Genomic DNA, 21,838 nt, shown 5'->3' on the forward strand with positions numbered 1-21,838 from the left:
CGGGACGGCTGTCTCCCATCCCCGGCGTCGGCCCGTTACCGCACGGCCGCCCAGCTCCTGGCCACGGCTTCCACGCCGAACCCAGCGGGAACCGACACGCCGACAAGTTGATCTTTTACGGCTTCACTGGATGCCGCACTGCTGTCCACCGTGATCGCCGGACTGGTCGCGTTGCTGCCGGTCGTCGCCAGCGCGGTGCGCCGGTCGGGGTTGCTGGGCACCGTCGAGCGCCTGCGACGCGAGCGGGCCGTGGTACAGGTCGTTCGGGAGCAGCAGCGGATGGCCGCGTTGCCGTTGCCGCCGGGCACCGAGTTGTCCCACTCGGTGCAGAACGGGCTCCGGCTGGTCGTCCGACCGGTGGGGCAGGATGACGACAAGGAGGTGACGAGTTGAGCCACGGGCACGTCGACGAGTTCGATGCCGACGAGTCGTCGACCGAGGCCGGATCGTCGACCACGCCCATGGACGAAGGCCTGGGCACGCTGCGGGACCTCCAGCTCGCCCCGCCTCCGAGCCGTCCCGCTGCCCCACCGCTGCGCGCGGTGTGGAACGGCGACGGCGAGACGGTCGAGCGGATCGTCTCGGTCACCCCGGACGGCCCACTCGACCGGACCGGCGTCGAGGAGGTCGGGCACGAGAGGACGACGAAGCCCGAGAGGTTCGACTTCGACGGCTTCTACCTCGCGCACAGGTCCCGCCTGATTGCGAAGCTCACCAGGGTGTGCGCGGGTGATGTCCGGCTAGCGGAGGACATCGCTCAGGAGACATTTCTCGCTGCCTACCGCCACTGCGACCGGCTCCACGAGCTCGACGACCCGGCGGCATGGCTCACGGTGGTGGGGACACGTGTGGCGATCAACCACTTCGAGCGCGAAGCGCTGCGCACGGAGCGGACCGCCAAACGCGCCGCTAGCGAGCGGACCGCAGTCGAGTTCGATGATCGGGTACTGCTCGACGACCTGCTGCGCCGCGTCCTGAACCCGCAGGAGCGGCAGGTAGTGGAGTACCGGTACCTCGACGGCCGCCGTCGGCAGTGGATCGCCGACCGGATGGGGATCTCGCTGCGCACCGTGGACAACCGGATCAGCGGCGCGCTGGCGAAGTTGCGGCACCACATCGCACAAGCGAAGGGGGACGAGTCGTGACCATGCCGGGGCACGGAGACGACGCGACCGTGCGGTCGATCGTCGAGGTGAAGCGGGCGCTCACCGAGCTGAAGCTCGACGCCTTGCTCCGCGCGGACGAGACGAGCCCGACCGCCGACATTCATGACATCGACGCGATCGTAGCCGAGGTCGCGGCTGGCGTGGACACCCGGCGGACAACGACCGGCCGGCGAACCCACGCCGCCGCACCACGAGGCGTAGCCCGTCACGTCGATCCGATGACCACCATTCGATGACCATGACTACCCGGATGGCCCGCCCGGCCGTCCCCGCCCGCCAGCGCGCGGACGGGGACAGTCGGGCGCTGTTCCGTGATCGGCGGCCAGCATGACGATCGGCCGCTTGACCGGCATGTTGCGTGCCCGGCTCGACCAGTACGAGGCGGGGCGCGACCCGACGACGGTCCTTGCGCCCGCTGCACTGGCGGACGCGCTCGCGCTCAGGGAGGCGATCGGCGATCAAGTTACCGAGCATGCAGAGGCCGCGGCGGCGGTCGGCTTGCTGCACTGGTACCGCTACCTCCTGCTGCCTGAACCCGACGACCGTCCCGACCTGGACGAGGCGATCGCAGTCTTCCGTCGACTCCGACGGTCGCGGCCGGACCTTGTTCCCGACGCGGTGCGGGAGGCACTGGCCCCCGCTGACGACCCTGATCCGGACAACGATCCGTGGACGCTGCTGGGTGGCGACCTGATCCACGAGCATGAGGCGACCGGCGACCGGAACACGCTGGACGCCGCCGTCGCAGTGTTCCGCATGGCACTCGCCCGCGTGCATCCGGATGGCCGCCGGGCGCGGCTCGCGACGTTGCTGAAACTCGGCACCGCGTTGCTGCTGTACGGCGAATCGACCGGCTCGCCTTCCGTGTTGGACGAGGCAGTGGACGTCTTTCGCAAGTCGGTGGACCTCGGAGACCGGGATCCCGGTCCCGGTCTCACGGGCCTGATGGCCGCGCTGTACCTCCGCTACCGGCACCACGGACGCCCCTACGATCTGCAGGAGATCGTCGAGGTCGGGTACGAGGCTGCGGCGTCGGTGCCGCGAGACGACCCCGAGTACTCCCGCCTGCTGTCCCTACTGGCGATCGCGCACTACGCCCGGTTTCAGTACACGGGTGAGTTTTCCGAACTCGACCGCGCGATCGGTGCCAGCAGGGATGCGGTCGCCGGCACCGCCGAGGACGACCCGGAATTGGCGGGCAGGCTGTCCAATCTCGGCCTCGCCCTCCGTGCAAGCTACGAACGCACGGGCGACCCTAATCTCCTCGACACCGCCCTCGACGTCGCACGCCGAGCAGTCGACGCCACACCCGCCGACCACCCCGACTACCCACGCCACCTGTCCAATCTCGGCCTCGCCCTCCGTGCAAGCTACGAACGCACGGGCGACCCTAATCTCCTCGACACCGCCCTCGACGTCGCACGCCGAGCAGTCGACGCCACACCCGCCGACCACCCCGACTACCCACGCCACCTGTCCAATCTCGGCCTCGCCCTCCGTGCAAGCTACGAACGCACCGGCCACCCCGATGACCTCGACACCGCCATCAACCTCGCACGCCGAGCAGCCGAGGCCACATCTGCCGACCACCCCGACCGCGCGGGCACCCTGCTCAACCTCGGCGGCACGCTGCTGGTGGGCGGTGAATCGCACGGTGACCAGCAGTTGCTGACCGAAGCCATCGGTGTGCTGCGCGCCGCCTCGGACACCACCGTGATCGGCTCACCGGCGCGCGCACTAGTCACGACGTACCTGGGTCGGGCCGCCGCGGTGATCGGTGACTGGCAGTTGGCCGTCGAGGTGTTCGACATCGCGATCCGCGCGGTCGACCAGATGGTCTGGCACGGAGCCGATCGCGCCGACAGCGAGTTCCACCTGGCCCGATTCTCGGGTCTCGCGTCGGACGCCGCCGCATGCGCGTTGAACGCGGGCGATCCCGCCCGCGCCGTCGAACTGTGGGAACACGGCCGGGGTGTGCTGCTGGCGCGGTCGCTCGACCTGTCCACGAATCTGACCGAACTCGCGCAACGCGCACCGCACCTCGCGACGCGCTTCGCGACCCTAGGGGAGCGGTTCGGCGGCCACGGGCCGAGGAAGGAGGATGATCCGTCGTCACCGGAGTGGCCCGACCACACCGGCGCCCGGCGCGAGTGGGACCAGGTGGTGGAGGAGATCCGCGGGCTGCCTGGGTTCGAGGGGTTCCTGCGTCGGACGCCGGTCGCCGATCTGCTGGACGCGGCCGCGGCGGGTCCGGTCGTGCTGCTCAACGTGAGCAGGTACCGGTCCGACGCCCTCGCATTGACGCGGAACGGCGTGTCGGTGATCCCGCTGCCGGAGGCGGACCCGGCCGAAGTCGAGCGTCAGCTGGCCGCGTTCAACACCGCGGTGGCGGGGGCCGGACCTCGGGAAGACCGCCTGCTGGACGAGATCCTCGGATGGCTCTGGGACGCGGTCGCCAGGCCGGTGCTCGACGGCGTGGGGCTGGCCGACCGCCGCGCACCCGGTGACGCTCTCCCGCGCCTGTGGTGGTGCCCGTCGGGCACGCTCTCGTTCCTGCCGCTGCACATGGCTGGCCACCACGGTGCGTTCGCGGGCGACGTCCCGACAACCGTGCCGGACCTGGTCGTCTCGTCCTACACACCGACGATCCGCGCGCTGATCCACGCGCGCCGGCAGCTCGCCACGACGACGCGCGCCCCGCACGTGCTAGCCGTGGCGACATCCCACGTCCCCGGTGTGCCCGACTTGCCGCACGCGGGATTCGAGGTGGCAGCGCTGCGCGACATGTTCCCCGCGAGCGTGGAAGTGTTGGCGGACGCCGCGGCCACTCGGGACGCCGTGCTCGCCGCGATCCCCCGAGGCACGATTGCGCACTTCGCATGTCACGGCATCACCGACCCGGTCAGCCCATCGTCCAGCGGTCTGCGACTGGCGGACCGGATGCTGACCGTGCGCGACCTGTCCAGCCTCCGCCTGAATGACGCCGAACTCGCCTACCTCTCCGCCTGCGACACCGCCTCCCCCAACCCGCTACTAGCCGACGAGGCGATCCACGTGGCGGCGGCGTTCCAGCTGACCGGGTTCAGGCACGTGATCGCGGCCCTGTGGCCGGTGACGGACGACGTGGCAAGGCGCGTCGCTCAGCTGTTCTACGAGAGCTTGGACCAGAACGGCCATCCGACCCCCGACCGCGCGGCCTTCGCCCTGCACGCCGCGACCCGTGCCCTGCGGGACACGACTCCCCGGCGGTGGCGGAGGTGGTGGATGGCCACGATCCACGTCGGCCCGTGAGCCCTGGCCAGTAGTGGCCAGGGTGTGACGCTGTCTCGAGCGGGATGTCGGCAACACAGCTGTCGAGGACGATCGTGTTGCTGATGGCACAGAATCTAGTCACTTGATGGGCGCACATGTGTGCGACGTCCACACGGCCGCCGCGGGCCGGCGGCGGGAGGATGTGTGGGAGGAAAGTGGGAGGATCCATTGAGCCGCAACGGAACCGAGCTGCATCGAACCGCACTCAACGGCACCGCCGTCACCTGCTGATTCGGTGTTTTCGCAGGTCAGTTCAAGATCGGGGCGCCCCTGGGGGTTGAGTCCGCAGCATATCGCTTGGTCAAGTGGTCGTCTCTTCAGGCTCGACTGAAGGAGACCCGCGATGTCCGGCATGAGTGTATCGCGCTACCCGTGAGGACATCGGATCTGGCGCTTGCCTGCTTTCGTAGGGGCAACCGCAATGTTCTGCGAGGACCGGGTCGACGCGGTGGACGCCGTGTGATTGGCGCAGTACAACTGCGGACGCGGGCCCGTTCGACGCAGCACGGCTGGTCATCATGCCCTGTGACCTGACGCCACCGTAGACGGCGACCGCACCCACGTGCACTTCGAGCCGTCACGCTCCGCGCGGCTGCAACCCTGCACGGATAGGGTTGTCGGCAGGTACATGCTCAGTCGAGCCCGTGCCGCACCGCCTTCCCGGTTTCCCGGGTGGTCAGGTAGGGCAGCATGTCGTGCGCCTTGGCCCCGTTGTGGACGGGCACGTCGGTGACGCCGTGCTCGAAGTGAGGCGCGAGTTGTTTCGGGTTGGCCACCACGTCGCCGCGGTCGGCCACGTTGGTCCAGCTCCGCACCGCGCCTGGCCAGGCTCCGCGACCGTCGATTGGGGTCGGCACTAGCCGGTCGAAGACAAGGTTAGGCAGGCCGAGCGGCGAGCCGAGGGTAACCAGCGTTGTCACGGGAGTACCTCTCGTGGCGCATAGCGCCTCGTAGGCGACCACGGAACCGAGCGAGTGTGCGACCACAACGGTGGTCTCGGGGGTGATGGCGTCCAACACGCGCTGCTGGACGTTCCGGCGAGCGTCTGGGTCGATGAAGTAGGTCGAGACCTGTTTCAGTGCGCCGATCATCGCCCGTTCGGCGAGGCCCGCGAAGAACCTTGACCCGCTCAACGCGTACACGGCGCGCTGCACCCAGTTCGGGGTGCGCGTCCGGGTGGTCTTCACCGGGTCCGGCACGTTCGGGTCGATCGCTGCGGCTTCTTGCCACCAGGCGCGGAGGAGTTCCTGTTCGAATAGGGAAACGATGTCCGAGGCGTCGTAGTCCGGCAGGCTCGCCGACCGCGCGCCGGTTGGTCGGAACGCGTCGCCGTAGAACGCGACGGACACGTCCTCGGGGGCGAGCGCGCCGCCCGCGAGCCGCACGCCGTCGCAGAGGGCCGGGGCGCACGTGGCCCGCAGTGACTCCGGACCCTTGTACTGCTGAGCTATCCCGTGCACCAGCACCACTTTGCTCATCCGTCGACCTCTTCGCCCCAGTCCCGCACGCGCAGCGAGACGATGCCCATCGCGGTGGCCACGCACAGGTCACCGGGCGGGTGCACCGCGACGTCCTGCGGGGTCGTGTTGAGCTGCGCCTGGAAGACCAGGTTCTCCGTACCCTGGCACCAGACCCGGATCGTGCCGTCGCCGCCGCCGATGACCAGCACCGGTCGACTATGCAGCCGTCCGCCGGTCAAGCAGCTGATCCACTTCGACAACCGGGGTAGTCCGATGACCACCTGCTTCCGGGTCGCCGGGTCCCAGGCCCGCACCACCCCGGCGCTATCCCCGGTGAACACGAGCTTCTTGGCGGCGTCCGCTGCGGCGGCGAAGACGGTGCCGCTGTGCCCGCCGAGTGGCGGGTCCAACGGCCGCAGTGCGTCGAGGTCCCACAGACGCGCCGTAGAGTCATTGCCTGCGGTGAGCAAGACCGGACCGCCGTCGAACTCACCGGCCGACACCGACTCGATCCGCCCGGTGTGGCCACTCAACTCGGCCAGAAGCGCCCGTGTGGCGAGGTCCCACACCTGGACCACCGAACCTGCGGCGGCCGCGACGACCGGGTGCCCGCGCCGACGGGCCACCGCCAGCAATCGAACCGCCGAGTAGACGGTCATCGCCTTCTCTCGGTGTGCCCACCTGAACCGCTCTCGGTGTGTGGCTAGGTCCCACACTCGTACCCCGCTGTCTAATTGCCCGACGGTCACCGCAACCGACCCGCCGTCCTCGATCACCCCCGCCCCGCCTATGAAGCGCTGGTGCCCGTTCATCACCGGCCCACACAGCTGCCCCGACTCGACGTCGTGCGTCCGCACCGTGCCGTCGTCGCCGCCAGAGACGAGGACAGCTCTGCCCTCCGCGAAGCCGAGCGCGATGCACGATGTGTTCGTCTCACGGCCGTGGAGCGCATCGCCGAGCTGGTGAAAGGTCTTCAATGACAGCAACCGCAGTTGGGTGCTCCCCGCCACGATCGCGGCCGTGTCGTCGGCCAGCGGACCGAGGGCGAGAACCGGGTCGCCGTACCACGCGTCGTACTCGAACGCCGGTCCCAGCCGCTCTCCCGTGCGCAGGTTCCAAGCCAACGCGGTGCTGTCCCCGCTTGCGCTGATGGCGATGGGGACACCGCCGCGGTCGCCCAGCACGGCGTGCTTGACGCGGTCGGTGTGTCCGACCATGGGCTCCCCGATTGCCTGCCCGGTGGCGAGATCCCACAACAGGAGAGTGTTGTCGGTGCCAGCGAACAGCGCGACAGCGCGGCCGTCGACGGTTCCGACCGCCAAGGCTTGCCACTGATCGGGGTCCGGCTGCCCAGTCGGCAGGCACTGCCGTGTCCGCAGGTCCCATGTTGTGACGTGGCCGCGACGCGACGCGGCCAGCACGATGGGTCTGCCGCCCACCACGCACACGTCGAGCATGTCGACGTCGCCGTTGTGGCCGATCAGGGGTTCACCCACCACCTCGCCGGTGGTCGGGTCCCAGAACCTGATTGTGCCGTCCTTGCTGCCTGTGGCAAGCAGCGGCATACCGTCGACTTGGCACAGCCGCACGGTCCCGATCGGTCCGGTGTGCCCGAACAGGGGCGCGACGACGGGCTGCCGCGTGTCGAGGTCCCATAACAGTACGGTGGCGTCCTGGTCCCCGGTAACCGCGAGCGGTCTGCCTCCGACCTCCCCGAGGGTCACCGCGCTCACAGCAGCCCGATGGCCAGCCAGCGGCTGCCCGTCCTGCGCCCCGGCGGAGTCGAGGTCCCAGAGCACGGCTGTGGTGTCGTCGCTGCCGGTGAGTGCCAGGCAACGTCGCCTGATCCGGGCCATGGCCACGCTGCGGATCTGACTGGTGTGCCCGGTCAAGGGCTGGTCGGCGGTAAGGTCCCATATTCGCGCGGTCCGGTCCGTGCCACCGGTGACGGCGACCGGTCGGTTGTCCACCGTGCCGAGGGCGACCACGCCGATGGAGCCGTCGTGCCCGGCGAGTGGCTGGCCGATCTGCTGCCTGGTGTCGAGGTTCCACACCTTGGCAACGGAATACTTGCAGCTCACCGCGATTGGCTCGCCGTTCAGCTCGCCGACTGCCATGGACGTCACGCCGAACTGGTGCGCGGACAGTGGCTCGCCGACCAGTTGGCGGGTGGACACATCCCACACCCCGAGCGAACCGTCCTGGCTCGCGGTGACCACGACGTCGCGGCCGCGTACGTGGGACAGCCCGATTGAGGTGATCGGTTTCGTGTGTCCGACCAGCGGGTTGCCCATCTCCTCCAGGCTGTCGGCATCCCAGATGCGCACCCGGCTGTCCTCACCCCCGGTGAGGACGACGCGCTGGCCTTGCAGGCCGGTCCACGCGACCGCGTTGACCGGCCTGCGATGTCCACGGAACGGTTCGCCGAGCTGGAGGCCTGTCTCGACGTCCCAGATCCGCGCGGTCCCGTCCCGGCTAGCAGTAGCCGCCAGCGTTCTCCCGTGCCCGGTGCTCAGCGCGATGGAGGTGATCCGGTTGGTGTGTCCGACGAAGTGTTCGCCCATGGGCTTGCCCGCCGAGAGGTCCCACAGGCGTAACTTGCCGTCGTCACCGCCGATCAGTGCCACCGTGTAGTCACCCAGCTCTCCGACGGCCAGCGCAGTGATCGACTTGCTGCCCGGTCGGAGCGGCTCGCCGATCGGGTGCTGGGTGATCAGATCCCAGATCCGCGCGGTGCCGTCCTCGGCGCCGGTGAGCAGGATCGGCCTGCCGTCCATGTCGCCGGTGGCTAGCGCCTCAACCAGCTTCTCGTGGCCCACGAGCTGCCGGTGCACGCCGGTGGGCGACCACCAGGCCCAGCGCGTGCGCCAGGGCATCGCTACGTCCAGCCGGTCCACGCGGTCGGCCAACTCGTCAGCCGCACAGCGACGAGCGGACAACTGGAGGTACGCGGCCCGTTCGGCGAGTGACATCGCGCCCGTGAGTTGGTGCGCCACCTGCTCGTAGGCGTTGCGGGCCTGCTGCGCCCGTTCCGAACCGACTTGGCGGAACGCCCGTAGCAGCGACAACTGGTCGGCGAACAGGAGGAATCCGGGGTCGTCAACCAGCTCATCGAGCCGACCCGAGGCAGCGGCGTGCGTGGCCAGGTGGATCTGGAGATAACGGTGTGCGGAGAACCAGTCGGCCAGGCCGTCCGTGTCGTGCCGCACTGTCGCCACCAGCGCCTCGGTGATCCGGGTCTGCGCGCCCCACGCCCCCAACCGGTACTGGGCACGCAGGTGCTCGGCCAGTGCCTGGTGATAGAGCCGGTACACCGACCTGCCGTGGTCGACCACCTCGGCGATGTATGCGGCGGCCTTTTCCAGCAGCCAGTCGACGTCGTCTTCGTCGAACCGGCTGGCCCCCAGCGCCGTGGCGATGCCGGTCCACAACGCGCCCCGGGGCAGCCCCTGCCCCTCGGCGAAGGCCAGCGGCGTTAGCAGGGCCCGCACCCGGTTCTCGTCCGGGCCGAACTGGGTCAGGTAGTCCTCGAACGCCTCGCCGATTTCGCTGGGCAGCTTCTTCTGCCAGCCGCGCTCGTGTACGTCGACCGGCGCGCCCAGCGAGCGCAGCCCGCGCGCGGTCATCCTGGCGACCAGGAACACTCCTGCTGCCCGGTCCGCGACCGCCTCGCCCACCTGCCTGGCCAGCTCGGGGCGGTCCCGATAGGGCGTGGGCACCTCCGGTTCGTCGGCGGCCAGCAGCACGCTCGTCACGTACCCGGCGATGTCGTCCTGCCCCAGGTACTCGCGGTGGTCCAGGTCGAGCACGTGCATCGACGCGCCCAGGCTGCCGACCAGTTCGCGCCGGGTGCCTACGAGCAGTCGGACCCCGGGCACCTCGGACAGCGGGCGCAGCAGCTCGCGGGCGATCCGTCGCGGCTCGCCCTTGCCTCCGGTGTCCGCGGCAGTGCCCGAACCGGCCTCATCCAGGGCGTCCAGGACGATCACCACCGGGCCGTCTCGCCGGGCGCGGACGCTGACGTCACGCAGCAGCTGCCCAGGGCCATCGACCTCCATGCCCAGTTCGGTCGCGATCTGCTGCACGATCTCGGGCAGGAGCTTGTGGCGAGCGTGCACTGCGGCGTCGACGAGCCGCGCCGGGACGTCGGCGTCGTCCGAACCGGCGAGCAGCCTCCTGCGGTACAGGGGGTCCGATAGGGCGACGATGCGCCCGAGCACGGCCGATTTGCCGCAGCCGGGGCTGCCGGTGACCACGCGGCCCTTGCCGTCCGTGCCGTTGCCGCGCATCCAGTTGGTCAACTCCTGCAGCAGGCGGTCGCGGCCGTTGAAGTACAAACCCGGCTCGGAGTCGAACTCCACCCCGCGCGACCTGGGGCCGAAGTGGTCGTGCAGGTCGCGGTCGGCCAGCCGCCGCTGCAACTCCAGGTCGGTGTCCTCGGCGGGCAGGTCGTGGCGGTAGGCCGTGTTGTCCAGGAACGGTGCGAGGCTGGTCACCATGCCTGCGGCCAGTTCGGCGCGCTGCCGCAGGCCCGCCCGCTCGAAGCGGAGATTGGTCGCCTCCACGATGTGCACGAGATCCAGGTAGCGCTGCCGCTGGCCGGTCCGCTCGCCGACCTCACGTAAGGCGGGCACCAGCGCGTCCAGGAATGCACCGTCGACAGCCTCGTCCCTGGCCCGCGCTGAGGACAGCAGCCACACGCCCGAGGTGGCGGTGCTGTTGGCCTGCCGGGCGATGGTGCGCAGCGCCACCTGGGCGCCGTCGGCCGCCGCAGCGCCGCCGTAGCAAGTGTCGAGTACCACCAGTAGATTCCGTAGTCCGCTGCGGGTCAGGATCCGTACTACGTCCTCGGTGGCCAGCGCCGTGGCCGCCGGGTCGTCCTCCTCGCTGTCCCAGCACATCAGGTAGTGGCGATCCCGGTCGGCCACCGTGCCGTGGCCGGCGAAGTAGAACACCACGACGTCCTCGAGCCCAAGGTCGACGTCCTTAGACCACCCGCTCAGCGAAGACCGGACCTGGCTCGCCGACCAGTAGTTCCCCATCCCCGGCAGCACGTGTCGGTAGGTGGAGGGGGCGAGCAGCTCGGAGAACTGCTGCGCGTCCGCAGTCGGCCGAATCAGCCTCTCGCCGTCGGGCAGGCCCCGGTACTGCTCCACCGCCATGCTGATGAAGAAGCGCCGTCCCGGCGTCGTGTCGGTCGCTTCCGCTTCGGGCATTGCCGGACTCCCGGTGTCGTCGAGCATGGAACCTCGCCCAGCGTATTCAGCCTTCCAGCCGACTTCGCACGCAGATCACCCTGATGCGCCTTCATGACGGACTGTGGAGACCGCCCTCGGCGTGACCAGGGAAAACGATGTTTCGAGTGATCACCGCTGTCGGGCACGGCGGTATTCGACCAAACGATCCAGTGATTCCAACCGCAATCCTGCGGTCATCGGACGTGCGCCGGTGTCGAAGTGTCACCCGAGACCCTGTAGGTGCCACAGACGGCACAGTAGCTTTGACTTGCGGCTTCGGCCGCCACGGCTTCGTCCCTGTCGATCAAGCCGTGGGGACGGTGCGGCCGTCACCGCTACGGCCGTGTTGCTACTGCCGAAGCTCCGGTCACTTGATTTGCGCACGTCCACACGGCCGCCGCGGGCTGGCGGTGGGAGGATGTGTGGGAGGAAAATGGGAGAATCCATTGAGCCGCAACGGAACCGAGCTGCATCGAACGGCACTCAACGGCATCGCCGTCACCTGCTGATTCGGTGTTTCCGCAGGTCAGTTCATGATCGGGGCGCCCCTGGGGGTTGAGTCCGCAACATATCGATTGGTCAAGGGGTCGTCTCTTCAGGCTCGGCTAGAGGCGACTCGCGGTGCGCTTTATGACTATATCGCCCTGCTCGGGTGATGCCGTTCGAGGTGCTTCCCTCGCGCGGTCGGACGACCGCTGTGGCGGTTCCCTGGCCGTCGAAGGTGATCTGTCAGTCCGCCCCTGGGGAACGCGGCACCATCCGCTCCCAAGCGCCCACCACGCGCAGGCTCTCGCGGTCGCCCAGAATGCTGATCATGATGGGTGGCCTGCGACGATGACTTTTCGAGCGGCACAGGATGGTTGAGGCGGCGACCAGGTGGCCGAGCTTGAGCAGCTCGCTCCGGATCCTGTGGTGACCCCAACCGCTGTTCTCCCGCGCCATGCGCTCGATCAACGCCATCACGGTGTAGTCAACCGGTGGGCGCCCGGTCAGGTTGGATGGGTCCACTCCCTCGCGACCAGGCGCCGGTGCCATCGCAGGATGGTTCCTGGTGTCATCAACCGCTGTCCGCACAGTCGACGGGGAGCTGGCGCACCAGTGCGGCGAGCACCGCTCGATCGGCCCAGTCCGGCCGCGGTCGAGGAGTGCTCCGGCGCAGCACGGCGACCTCGTGCCGCAGCACCGGCAGTTCGACGTTCTTCGCCGCCGATGACCGGCCGAGCGGACCAGCCAGCCGACGAGCCGGACGAAGATCAGGTACGGCAGTTGTAACGCCACACTTCACGATCATGCCCCTACGGTCCATGGTGCACGTTCACCGCAGCTCAGCGGGCTAATCCGCAGTTTGGCGCCCCGCAGGTCGCGGTGCGCTGGGTCGTCGGATCGAGCGGACTGCCGGTCGTCGGCCGGGCCGCTTGGGCGGGACTTGGCACGCCTTCGAACTGTGGAAAGCACAGCGGGAGTCAATCGTCCGCATTTCTGCGTACGCCTATGCGGTGCTCCGGACGAAGATCGCGGGCAACGCCAGCGGCTGGTCTTGTTGCTCCAGGCCGTACTCGCCCTCCTGGAGGATCGGCATGACCGCACGACGGGACGACCTTGCAGCAGACGGTCGAGGGGCATGCCAACACGTGGCTGGTTTGGACGCTGGCCACCACGCACGCCGTGAGGTGCGTCGACCCTCGCTGCGGCGCGGTGCAACATGGCCTCGAGAAAGCGGCGATCGTGCGGCACCGCTGACGAACCTCGAGCCGGGCCTCCTGACTGCGGGTGGTGTCCGCGACGGCGGGCACCCGGCAGTTGTGCTGCGCGATCTCTGGTTCGACCGCCCGCGTTCGGAGTGGAGGCTCGCGCCGGCGCAGTGCGGCGCGATCACTCGCGTGAGCAGGACCGTCACCCGTGGTTGACTTCGACGACCTGATGGCTCGGGCGAGCAGTGCCGTCGACCGGCACGAACTGGCGGAGGCCGAGCGCCTGCTCGACGTCCTCCTCGCCGTCGAGGCCCCGGACGCCGCCCGGCGCGGACGCGTCCTGGTCGAATGGGCGTGGGTGCGGGGTGCCCGAGGGGACCACGACGATGCTGAGCGGGGGTTCACCGAGGCTGTCGTGCTCGCCGAACGCGAAGGTCTGACCTCGCTGGAGTGTGAAGCGTTGCGTGAGCTGGCGATCGTGGTCCGGTACCAGGCCGACTTCGTCCGTGCGGATGCCCTGCTGGAACGCGCGGTGCGCAAGGCAGCCGCGATCGGGAACGCCCTGGAGGAGGGGCAGGCGTTGTTCGGCCGCGCCACGATCGCCCATCACCAGGACCGCTTCGCCCACGCGCGGAACATGTTGCTCGCGGCCCGCCGTGCGGCGGAGGCCCATCGTGCGGCGGGCGGCGCGCCCGAGCAGGTCGAACTGCTGCTGGCCAACATCTGCCGGGAGGAGGCCGTGTCGGCGCGCATCGCCCGTGATTACGACACCGCGCGCGCCCTGTTGGCGGAGGCCCGCAGCCGGTACGCGGCCTTGGACAGGCGCGTGGGCGTGGCGAACACCGCGCGCGAGTTGGGTGCTGTGTTGGAGCAGGTCGGAGACGAGGAGGGAGCTCGCGCGCACTATGGCGAGGCGTTCGTGGCCTATCTGCGCGCGGGGCGGCGGCTCGGCGCGGCTGCGGTCGCACGGCGGCTCGGCTATCGGGACGTCGTCGCGGGCACCCGGGAGCCGGCGCTGTTCAACCGTGCCGTGAAACGCCTGGAGCAGGCACGCCGGTTGGGTGCTGGCGAACCGACCAATCACGTGGCGGCCACCCGCCTGCTCGCCCAGGTGGCCAGGCTGCAGGGGCGGTTCGAGGACGCCGAGGCGATGTTGGACGAGGTCCGCGACGTGCTCTCGGTGGGTGGCGAGCCGGACAGGCCGCACCGCGCGCTGTCCGCCGTGGCCTTGGAGCGCGGGTTCCTCGCCCGTGACCGCGGGCTGCCCGACGAGGCATTGGCGAACTTCACCGAGGCGCTCGACCTGCTCGACCACGAGGCCGACCGGGGCGCGGCGAGCATTGCCCACCACCAGGTGGCGCTCCAGCTCGCGGCGGCGGGCCGGTTAGCCGACGCCCTTCCGCACGCGGTCGCCGGTTTCCAGCTTGACGAGGACGACGGCAGGCAGCTCGCCGACCCGACCCACCGCCGCTCGTTCTACGTCGACAACAACGCCGCCTACGCGCTGGCCATGCGGTGCGCGGTCGGCGTCGGTGACGGCCGCACCGCGCTGACGGTGGCCACGGCCGCGCGCGCCGAGGCGCTGGCCGCGTTCGTGCGCGCCGGGGCCCGGCTTAGCCCCGACCTGCGTGACCTGGTTACCCGCATCACGCTCACCACCGTCGAGGGCGACCCGGACGGATCCCTTCCGGTGCTCTACCGGGAGCTGGAGCACACGACCTCCACCCAGATGCGTCAAGCCCTCGGCGGCACCGCCCCCGACGAAGGCGAGATCCTCGCGAGCCTGCCCGAGGGCGGCCACGCGCTTCTCGTGGACGTCTTCGAAGACGACGTCACCGTCTGCACCCGCGTGTGGCTCAAGGCGGGCCGGGAACCGGTGGTCGACTCGGTGCGGCTCCCCGACTCGGTGCACGAGCTGATCGACCGCTACGCGCGGGCGGCGGTCGACGCAGGCTGGGGGCACCAGGTCGACGCCCTCGCCGAGTTGGGCGCCGCGGTCGTGCCGGAGGCGCTTGCCGCGGAACTCCTGGCTGCGCCGTCACCGCCGCCGCTGGTCGTGTCTACGGGCAGCCTGCTCGGGCCCGTGCCGGTGGGCGCGGCGCGACTGGGTGACCGCGTCCTGGCCGAGTTAACCCACCTGACACTGGTGCCGTCGTTCCCGCTGTGGGTGTCGTTGCGCTCCCGCCCGCGCCGCGCGGGTGAGGGCGTCCTGGCTTTCATCGACCCGGAATTGCCGGGATCCGCCCGGGAACGGCGTGCGCTGACCGACGCCCTGGCACCGGTGCGGTTCACCACGGCCACGCAGCTGCGGGACGCGTTGGCCGACGCCGACCGGTTCTCCGCCGTGGTGATCGGGGCTCACGGCACACCGCCCGCCCTCGATCCCGGCGCGTACATCGACGGTACGGCTCGCGCTGGACTGGCCCAGGCGCTGTCCCTGAGCGCCACCGACCAGCTCACGGCTGCCGAACTGCTCACCGCCTCGCTGCCCGACGGCTTCATCACGGCGTCGTGCTGGTCGGGCCGAGTGGTGCCGCTCGCGGCGACCGAGCCGTTCGGGCTGCCGACCGCGGCGCTACTGGCTGGCGCGCAGTGGGTGCTGGCGGGCACCGTTGACGTGGGCGGCGTCACCGGGGCGCGGGTGATGGCCGCGTTCTACCGGCACTTGCGCGACCTGCCGCCCGCGGAGGCGCTGCACCGCGCCCAGGTGGAGTACCTCGCGCGCAAGCCCGATGCGCCGCCGTCGGCGTGGGCGAGCCTGTGCGTCATCGGCGACGGTTACGCCCCGGCGACCACGCAGGGTGAATGTTGTTGAGGAGGAGCGGAACGGTGCTGAACGAGGAACTCGTCGAGGACGTGCGGATGGTCCTCGACGACCTGGTGCAGTGGGAGATGACGGAGCGGCAGTGGCGGCACGTCGCCGGCTTGGTCGGCACCCTTGCGGCGGCGGTTCGCGCGTGCGGGGCCGACGCGGTCCGCGACGCGACCGATGCCGTGGAGCTCGCCGCGCCGGTGCGCGTTACCAGGGTCGGCCAGGAGCCGGTCGTGCCACCGCCGCCGTTCGTGCTGGAACGCCGCAGCGAGACGTTGGACAGCCTGCGCGGCGCTGAAGACGTGGAGGAGGACAATGACCGCTCCGACACCGACTGAGCAGGAGCTCATCGTCCACGTCTTCGCCCCCTTGGAAGGGCGGCGAGCCGCGCATGCGTTCGGGCAGGTGCGGTCGATCTGGCAGCGGTGCCGCGACCTGCTGGGGGTGACCGACCCGATCTCCGCCACCGGCCTGCCCACCGCACCGCCCGCTGTTGTGCACCCTGGGCCCGACGGCCCCTTGGCCGCAGCCCAGAACGAGGCCGTAGACATCCAGCTCCTGCTGCGCCGTCACCAGGACATGCTCAACCTCTCGCTGGCCTTCGCCGCGCCGGTTGACGCCGGCCCGGCGTCCTTCGTGCCGCCGGGGTGGATCGAGTTCGACCGGTGGTGGGTCGAGGTCGTGGGCGACGACACCGACGCGCTGCTCGGTACGGCACGCGTGCACCAGGCCAAACCTCCGGGCGAGTGGGCGAGGGAACGCCTGCCCGCCCGGCTTCACGGCCGGATCAGGTGGGGATCCCCGCAGTCGCTGGAGGGCGACATCCTGCTGTGGGAGCCCGACCCTTCCTCGGGACCGGACCGCGACCTCGTGGTCATGGCACCCGTCGGTGAGGACGACCGGCTCAGCGCGTGGACGTGGAGCCGGGGCGAAGTCGACATGCCGCCGCTGGCCCGCTACCTGGCCAACGCCGCCAAGCTGCGTCACCACATCCGTGTGTGGGAACGGGACGAGGCCTGGCTCGCGCGGCTGCGCACCCAGGTCGACACCCGGGTGGACGAGCTGCGGACCGACCTGACGCGCGCCGACGTGGTCGGTGAGCTGCGCGGCGACGAGATCGGGCTCGCCGTCGCCGCGGACCGGGTGGAGCGGATGCGCGAGTCCGTGGCCGCCGTGCGGCATAACATGGCACTGCTGATGTCCCGGCAGCTCGACGCGGACGTCGCCCTGGTCGACTGGTTCCACGTGCAGTTGGGCGACACGCTGTCCCAACTCGACCGCAGCCGCGGCCTGGCCCGCGTGATCCGGGAGATGGCGCCCGCGCCGGAGCCGGTCCGGGCCGCCCCGAAGGCCGCGGGCAAGCGGTTCCGGATGGGCTTCATGCTCGACGTGGTCGACTACGGCAGCCGGTCCACCCCAGCCGAGGAACGCGTCCAAGAACGCCTGGCGGTTCTCGTCAAGGACGCCGTCACTGACCTCGGCCTGGACTTCGCCGACGCCGACCACCAAGGCGCGGGCGACGGCCTGCTGGTGTTCCTGCCCGACCACGTCGACGTGCAGCGAGCTTTGCCGTCCCTGCTGAACGGCATGGCGAGGCGGGTCGCGGATGACAACGCCGTGCACCGCGACCGCATCCGGCTGCGCATGGCCGCCGATGTCGGCCCGGTCGGGCTCGCCGCCCTCGGGTTCGGAGGCAAGGTCACCCTGACCATCGGACGGCTCCTCGACAGCCGACCCTTGCGGGCGGCCGTCGTCGAGCGCCCAGGGGCGGACCTGGTCGTGATGTTGTCGGACCGCCTCCACGAGTACGTCGTCGGAGAGGGCGTCCTGGGGCTCGACCCGGACGAGTTCGAACCTGCAGAAATCGCGGTCAAGACGTTCACCGGGCGCGGCTGGCTGTGGAAGGGCAGGTAGCCGTCACGCCCCCACGTGGACGTGGGAGGCCCAGCGGGTGGGCATCCGGAGGTAGCGGTCCCGCGTCCGCAGGGTCACCTCATGCAACGACGACGCGGTGTGCGCGACGTCGTGGTTGTGTGAGGCCATGGTTGTGTAGACGTGCTCGGCGATGGTGGCCGCCGTCCGGTCGTTGATCGGCCATAACGTGCCGATGACGTGGGGGTAGCCGGCGAGCAGGAACGCCGAGGCGATGTGGACAGCCTCGTCGGCCAGCTCCGGCGAAGTCACCGCGGTGTCGCACGCGGACAGGAAGGCCAGCTCCGGTGCTTCGAGGCGCAGGCGGGAGATCTCCAGCACCCGCAACGGGTTCTCCTCGTGGTCGTGGACGAGGAGGTGGCTTCCGGACGGGTCGGTCGGGTCGCTCGTGGCGTGGCAGGCGAAGTGCACCCGCTGGCTGCCGGGCAGGCGCGACAGTACGGCGGCCCGCGTCGCCTGCGCGCCCACGAGCGTCCGCACCGACGGCAGGACGCGACTGATCGCCTCCACCTCCTTGCCCGTGTAGGGCAGGCGCGACTCTCGCGGGGTGATCGGCATCGCCACCGCGAGGGTGTCAGGCACGCGGACCGCCCGCCGTCGGCGGCGAGCATGGGCCAGCGCGCGGATCGTGGGAGCGTACGACGAGACGACCAGGTCCATGACCGTGTGCCGGGCCGACGGGTCGAGGTGGCGGCCGGCCGCGTGCAGGGGGAGCAGGCCCAACAGCCCGCAGGGCACCCACCACACGCGCGGGGTGGTTCCCGCATCGGGGCGGAGCATGTCGAGCACCGGGCCGGTGACCGAGTCCCACAGCCACACGAGGACGTCGTGCACCGCGCTTTCGGTGTCAAGCGCGGGCACCAGGTCATCCTGGCGCCCGAGGGCCGCCTGGAACGCGACGAACCTCTCGTGCACCGAACGCGGCGTCAGGTCGGGTAGCTGCCGCACCCGGACGCCGTCCGAGGTCACGATCAGCGCGTCACTGCGGTACCTGCTCACCGTGAGGATCACGATCGGACCGTCCTGCGCCGCTCGGCGCAGGACGTCGATCCGGGGCGGCAGCAGGAAGTCCTCCAAGCCCTGGATGGTGCGGACGCGTTCGACCAGCGCGTCGAGTTCGGCCGCGAGTTCGCGCCGGCGGTCCGGGTCCTCGTCCGGCGACGGCTCCCGGTCGGCGTCCAGCAGGGCGCAAAGGTCTGAGAACCGATCCGCGAGTTCCGGCGCGCGGTCCCGCAACTCCGCCGACTCGGAACGGGATTCCAGTGTCTGCGCTAGCAGCACGCCACGGCCCGTTTCGAGTAGTTCGACCGCCTGCTCCGGCCGGCCCGCCTCCAGCGCGCAGGAAGCGGCCTCCGAGGTGAGCCGCGAGAACTCGGCCAGCCAGTGGTTGCCGTCTGTGCGGACCAATCCCCGCGCGGCCAGCCGCGGCAGCAGCCCTACGGCGCGGGTGAAACCGCGCAGGGCGTCGTCCAACCGGCCCGCCCGCCACGCGAGCACGCCCCAACTCCACGCGGCGCGCACGCGCAACACTGTCCGCGCGTCCTCCCGGTCCGCGACCGACTCCAGCAGCCGGGTCGCCTCGTCCTCCAGGTGCGAGCCGAAGACCGGTGCCGCCGTCTCCAACGCGCCTGCCAGTGCGTGTTCGCACACCGCTCGGTCGCTGTTGTCGGCCGGTGTCGCCGCCACCGCCCGTCGTGCGACCGCGACGGCCTCCTCGATCGAATCGACCTCGCCGGTCTCCACGTAGTGCATCTGCAACACGTTGACGACGTTCACCAGCAACTGTCCGCGTCTGCGCCCGGCGACCTCCGAGCGCATCACGTCCCTTGCCAGGACCAGTGCCTCGTCGAAGGCATCCCGATCGTCGGCCTCCTCGGCCTTGAGCCTCAACGCGGACAGGAGGTTCGCTACGTAGTAAGCCCGGTCCGGGTGGTCAGCGGGCGTGTCGGCCACGGCGGTCCGCCCCCACCGGATCGCCTCGTCCAGTACCTCGACGTCCCTGGTGCGGCTGTACTGGTTGATCAGGTACCCGGTGAGGGCGGCCTGGTAGTGCGCGTTCTCCGGACTGCCCGCCGGCATCGCGGCCAGCGCCGCCCGCACCGAAGCAGCGGCCTCCTCCAACGCGCTCAGGTCGCCATTGCGGTCGAACTGAGCGCTGAGCAGCGTCGCCAGGTTGTAGCGACAGGTGACCTGCAACGCCGTACCGGCCGGAAGGTGCTTCACCGCGCGTCGGGTGACGGTAATGGCCTCGTTGAGCGTCTCCTGACGACCTCCGTGGTCGAAGCGATCGGCTAGCACTGAGCCGAGGTTGCCCAATGCCTTGGCCCGGTCCAAGCCGGTGGCGAGTTCGGCGGCGGCCCGAGCCGACTCGATCGCCTCGTCCAACAGGGCGGCGTCACCACCGAGGTCGAACAACCGCCGGAGTGCGACACTGTGGCCGAGCAGCGGTGCGAATCGCCGATGTTCGTTGATGTCGATCTTCAGAACGGTGCGTTGCCTCGCCACGGCCTCCTCTAGGACCGCTACATCACCGGTGCGCTCGTGCATCATCCGCAGGCTCTCGGCGAGGTTGTACTCGTGCATCGCGCGTTCGGCATCGGGTATCGCACCGACCAATTCCGCACGGCAGACGGCGATAGCCTCCTCCAGCGGCGCGAGGTCGTTGGTGCGCTCGAACAGGGTCCGGAGCGTTCCGACGAGGGCCGACACGCGCAGCGGACGCGAAGGGGCGTCCGGCACGGCATCGGCGACCGCGTTCCGGAAGAGCGCCGCCAGCACGCGTGCACCTTGGGCGTCGGCCCCCATCCCCAGCAATGGTTCCGTCACGAACAACAGCAGGTCCCACACGGTGGAGTCGTGCGCCGAGACGCCGTCGATGGGCGGCAGCGGAGTTGACGCGACGATCCTGGGCAGCGGTTCGGGCAGCGGCACACCGGCTTCATGGGCTATGAACAAGAATGCGATGGCCGTATGGGCCTCTAAACGTGCCCGCTCGTCGGCGAACGCGGTCCCGCGGCTCCAGTGCAGCAGACCGATCAGGAAGCACGTCTCGGCCACGTCCTCAGCTCGTGTCGTGAGGGTCGCCAACTCCTCGGCGTCGACGAGCAGGGCATTGTCCAGTAGGGCATATGAACCCCCGCCGTTCGTGAGCCTCGCTCGAATCCGAGATGCCAATAGCTCACGCATGTAATTCAATCCCCCGTTGCTGCGGGTCGAGGACGACAACGGCATACTGACGTCATGTCGGACATCATCACCGAACTGCCACGCATGGTCGTACACGCGGCCAAAGCGGAACTTTACTCTACCGGAGCCGTTCCCCGACCCCAAGTCCACCTGCTTTCGGGCAACCCCGACCAGCCGTATTTCGGTTACCTGGTCTGTCGGAGGTTCTATCGGGGCGCGGACGCCGCGGCGGCAATCACTGAACTGGGCGCGTTACCCTCGGCGATGCGGTCGAACAGGCTCGTGGTGTTCTGGGAACACAACGACCTCTCGACCGCGCTCGAACTAGGTGGTGGGCCGTTCCCGATGGCGCTGACGCTGGTAGAAGCCACCTTGGACCAGTACATCCTGCACTGGCACCCCTTCGACCCGGTGCCCACCGGCCGAGTGGTGGACGGCGTGCCGACCCTGCGCCTGGAGTGGGACGAACCGGCGCGCTACGAGAACGTGCCACTACCTGAGCCGATCACCGGACTGCTGCGTCGGTGGCGCGAGTTGAGAGGGGGCGCCAACAGTGTTGCGCTCCATCTCGAAGAACATGGCTATGAATTCAACCGGGTGGTCCGCTCGCGGTAAAGAGGGAACCGAAGAGGCCTGGGCCGAGGCGACCTGCACCTCCGTGGCGGGTTTCTTGGATCGGGTCGATCCGGGCTGTATAAGATCGAAGGCGGGATGCTGCTGCCTTCCCCGACCGATATGGAACGCCTGCTACCGCGCTGGTGGTGTTAAAGGCGTCGAGGCGAGTCGGCCCTGTACATGCAACGGTAAGAATATGAACCAAGTCGGATGTCCCGCGCCAAGCGAGGTGACGCAGGAGTGACGATGACATGACGTTCAACCGGATTTCGTTGTTTCGCGCGTCTGTCGAGCCACCTGAGTGCCCGTTTCCGAGCTTGGGCAGGTGGTGGCGCTTTGGTGCGGAGACAGGGGAACTCCTGGTAGATCGGACGGTGTCTATGCGCCGTTCCACCAGGAGTTCCGTTGTTATCGTGCCCGATCCTCG

General features: G+C 69.7%; 13 protein-coding genes. 8 read left to right on the forward strand and 5 right to left on the reverse strand.

Translation table 11 applies throughout. The features are described 5' to 3' along the window. Positions 1 to 150 precede the first annotated feature (150 nt). The 4 genes from FM051_RS47105 (at position 151) to FM051_RS47120 (ending at position 4,457) form a co-directional block, all read left to right on the forward strand. Complete coding sequence (locus FM051_RS47105; RefSeq protein WP_158854062.1) at positions 151 to 393, forward strand: hypothetical protein; 243 nt, start codon at positions 151 to 153, stop codon at positions 391 to 393. After that, positions 390 to 1,145 (forward strand): RNA polymerase sigma factor, encoded by a 756-nt coding sequence (locus tag FM051_RS47110; protein ID WP_158854065.1) that lies wholly within the window; start codon positions 390 to 392, stop codon positions 1,143 to 1,145. Before FM051_RS47105 ends, FM051_RS47110 begins: the two co-directional genes overlap by 4 nt. A 2-nt stretch (positions 1,146 to 1,147) precedes the next feature. After that, entirely contained in the window at positions 1,148 to 1,402 is a 255-nt protein-coding gene (locus tag FM051_RS47115; protein ID WP_158854067.1) for a hypothetical protein, read from the forward strand. Between the two features lie 115 nt (positions 1,403 to 1,517). Then, entirely contained in the window at positions 1,518 to 4,457 is a 2,940-nt protein-coding gene (locus tag FM051_RS47120; RefSeq protein WP_238413194.1) for a CHAT domain-containing protein, read from the forward strand. A gap of 653 nt (positions 4,458 to 5,110) precedes the next feature. On the opposite strand, the gene FM051_RS47125 is transcribed toward FM051_RS47120, so the two are convergent. The 4 genes from FM051_RS47125 to FM051_RS52745 form a co-directional block, all read right to left on the reverse strand. Beyond that, positions 5,111 to 5,947 carry an alpha/beta hydrolase family protein gene (locus tag FM051_RS47125; protein WP_202919450.1) on the reverse strand — a complete coding sequence of 279 codons (837 nt, stop codon included), beginning with the start codon at positions 5,945 to 5,947 and terminating at the stop codon, positions 5,111 to 5,113. A 5-nt stretch (positions 5,948 to 5,952) separates the two neighbouring features. Then, positions 5,953 to 11,154, reverse strand: a complete 5,202-nt coding sequence (locus FM051_RS47130; RefSeq protein ID WP_158854075.1) for a caspase family protein — start codon at positions 11,152 to 11,154, stop codon at positions 5,953 to 5,955. 750 nt (positions 11,155 to 11,904) lie between these two features. Beyond that, the gene (locus FM051_RS52740; protein ID WP_238413192.1) at positions 11,905 to 12,129 is read right to left on the reverse strand and encodes a hypothetical protein; all 225 of its coding nucleotides are present in this window, start codon (positions 12,127 to 12,129) and stop codon (positions 11,905 to 11,907) included. A gap of 103 nt (positions 12,130 to 12,232) precedes the next feature. Beyond that, positions 12,233 to 12,466 (reverse strand): hypothetical protein, encoded by a 234-nt coding sequence (locus FM051_RS52745; RefSeq protein ID WP_238413193.1) that lies wholly within the window; start codon positions 12,464 to 12,466, stop codon positions 12,233 to 12,235. A gap of 608 nt (positions 12,467 to 13,074) precedes the next feature. On the opposite strand from FM051_RS52745, the gene FM051_RS47140 reads away from it, so the two are divergent. Genes FM051_RS47140 through FM051_RS47150 form a run of 3 tightly spaced genes read left to right on the forward strand, consistent with a single transcriptional unit; the run spans position 13,075 to position 17,592 of the window. Beyond that, positions 13,075 to 15,681: a CHAT domain-containing protein gene (locus FM051_RS47140; protein WP_158854078.1), complete on the forward strand. Its 2,607-nt coding sequence runs from the start codon at positions 13,075 to 13,077 to the stop codon at positions 15,679 to 15,681. A 14-nt stretch (positions 15,682 to 15,695) separates the two neighbouring features. Then, entirely contained in the window at positions 15,696 to 16,016 is a 321-nt protein-coding gene (locus FM051_RS47145; RefSeq protein ID WP_158854081.1) for a CATRA system-associated protein, read from the forward strand. Next, entirely contained in the window at positions 15,994 to 17,592 is a 1,599-nt protein-coding gene (locus FM051_RS47150; RefSeq protein WP_158854084.1) for a CATRA conflict system CASPASE/TPR repeat-associated protein, read from the forward strand. The genes FM051_RS47145 and FM051_RS47150 overlap by 23 nt, the downstream gene beginning before the upstream one ends. A gap of 3 nt (positions 17,593 to 17,595) precedes the next feature. On the opposite strand, the gene FM051_RS47155 is transcribed toward FM051_RS47150, so the two are convergent. Further along, positions 17,596 to 20,667, reverse strand: coding sequence for a CHAT domain-containing protein (locus FM051_RS47155; protein ID WP_158854087.1), 3,072 nt, complete (start codon positions 20,665 to 20,667; stop codon positions 17,596 to 17,598). Between the two features lie 183 nt (positions 20,668 to 20,850). Here FM051_RS47155 and FM051_RS47160 point away from each other — a divergent pair, with 183 nt between their 5' ends. Further along, positions 20,851 to 21,411 carry a hypothetical protein gene (locus tag FM051_RS47160; RefSeq protein WP_158854090.1) on the forward strand — a complete coding sequence of 187 codons (561 nt, stop codon included), beginning with the start codon at positions 20,851 to 20,853 and terminating at the stop codon, positions 21,409 to 21,411. Positions 21,412 to 21,838 lie beyond the last annotated feature (427 nt).

The organism is Saccharothrix deserti, assembly GCF_009769385.1.
Taxonomy (GTDB): domain Bacteria; phylum Actinomycetota; class Actinomycetes; order Mycobacteriales; family Pseudonocardiaceae; genus Actinosynnema; species Actinosynnema deserti.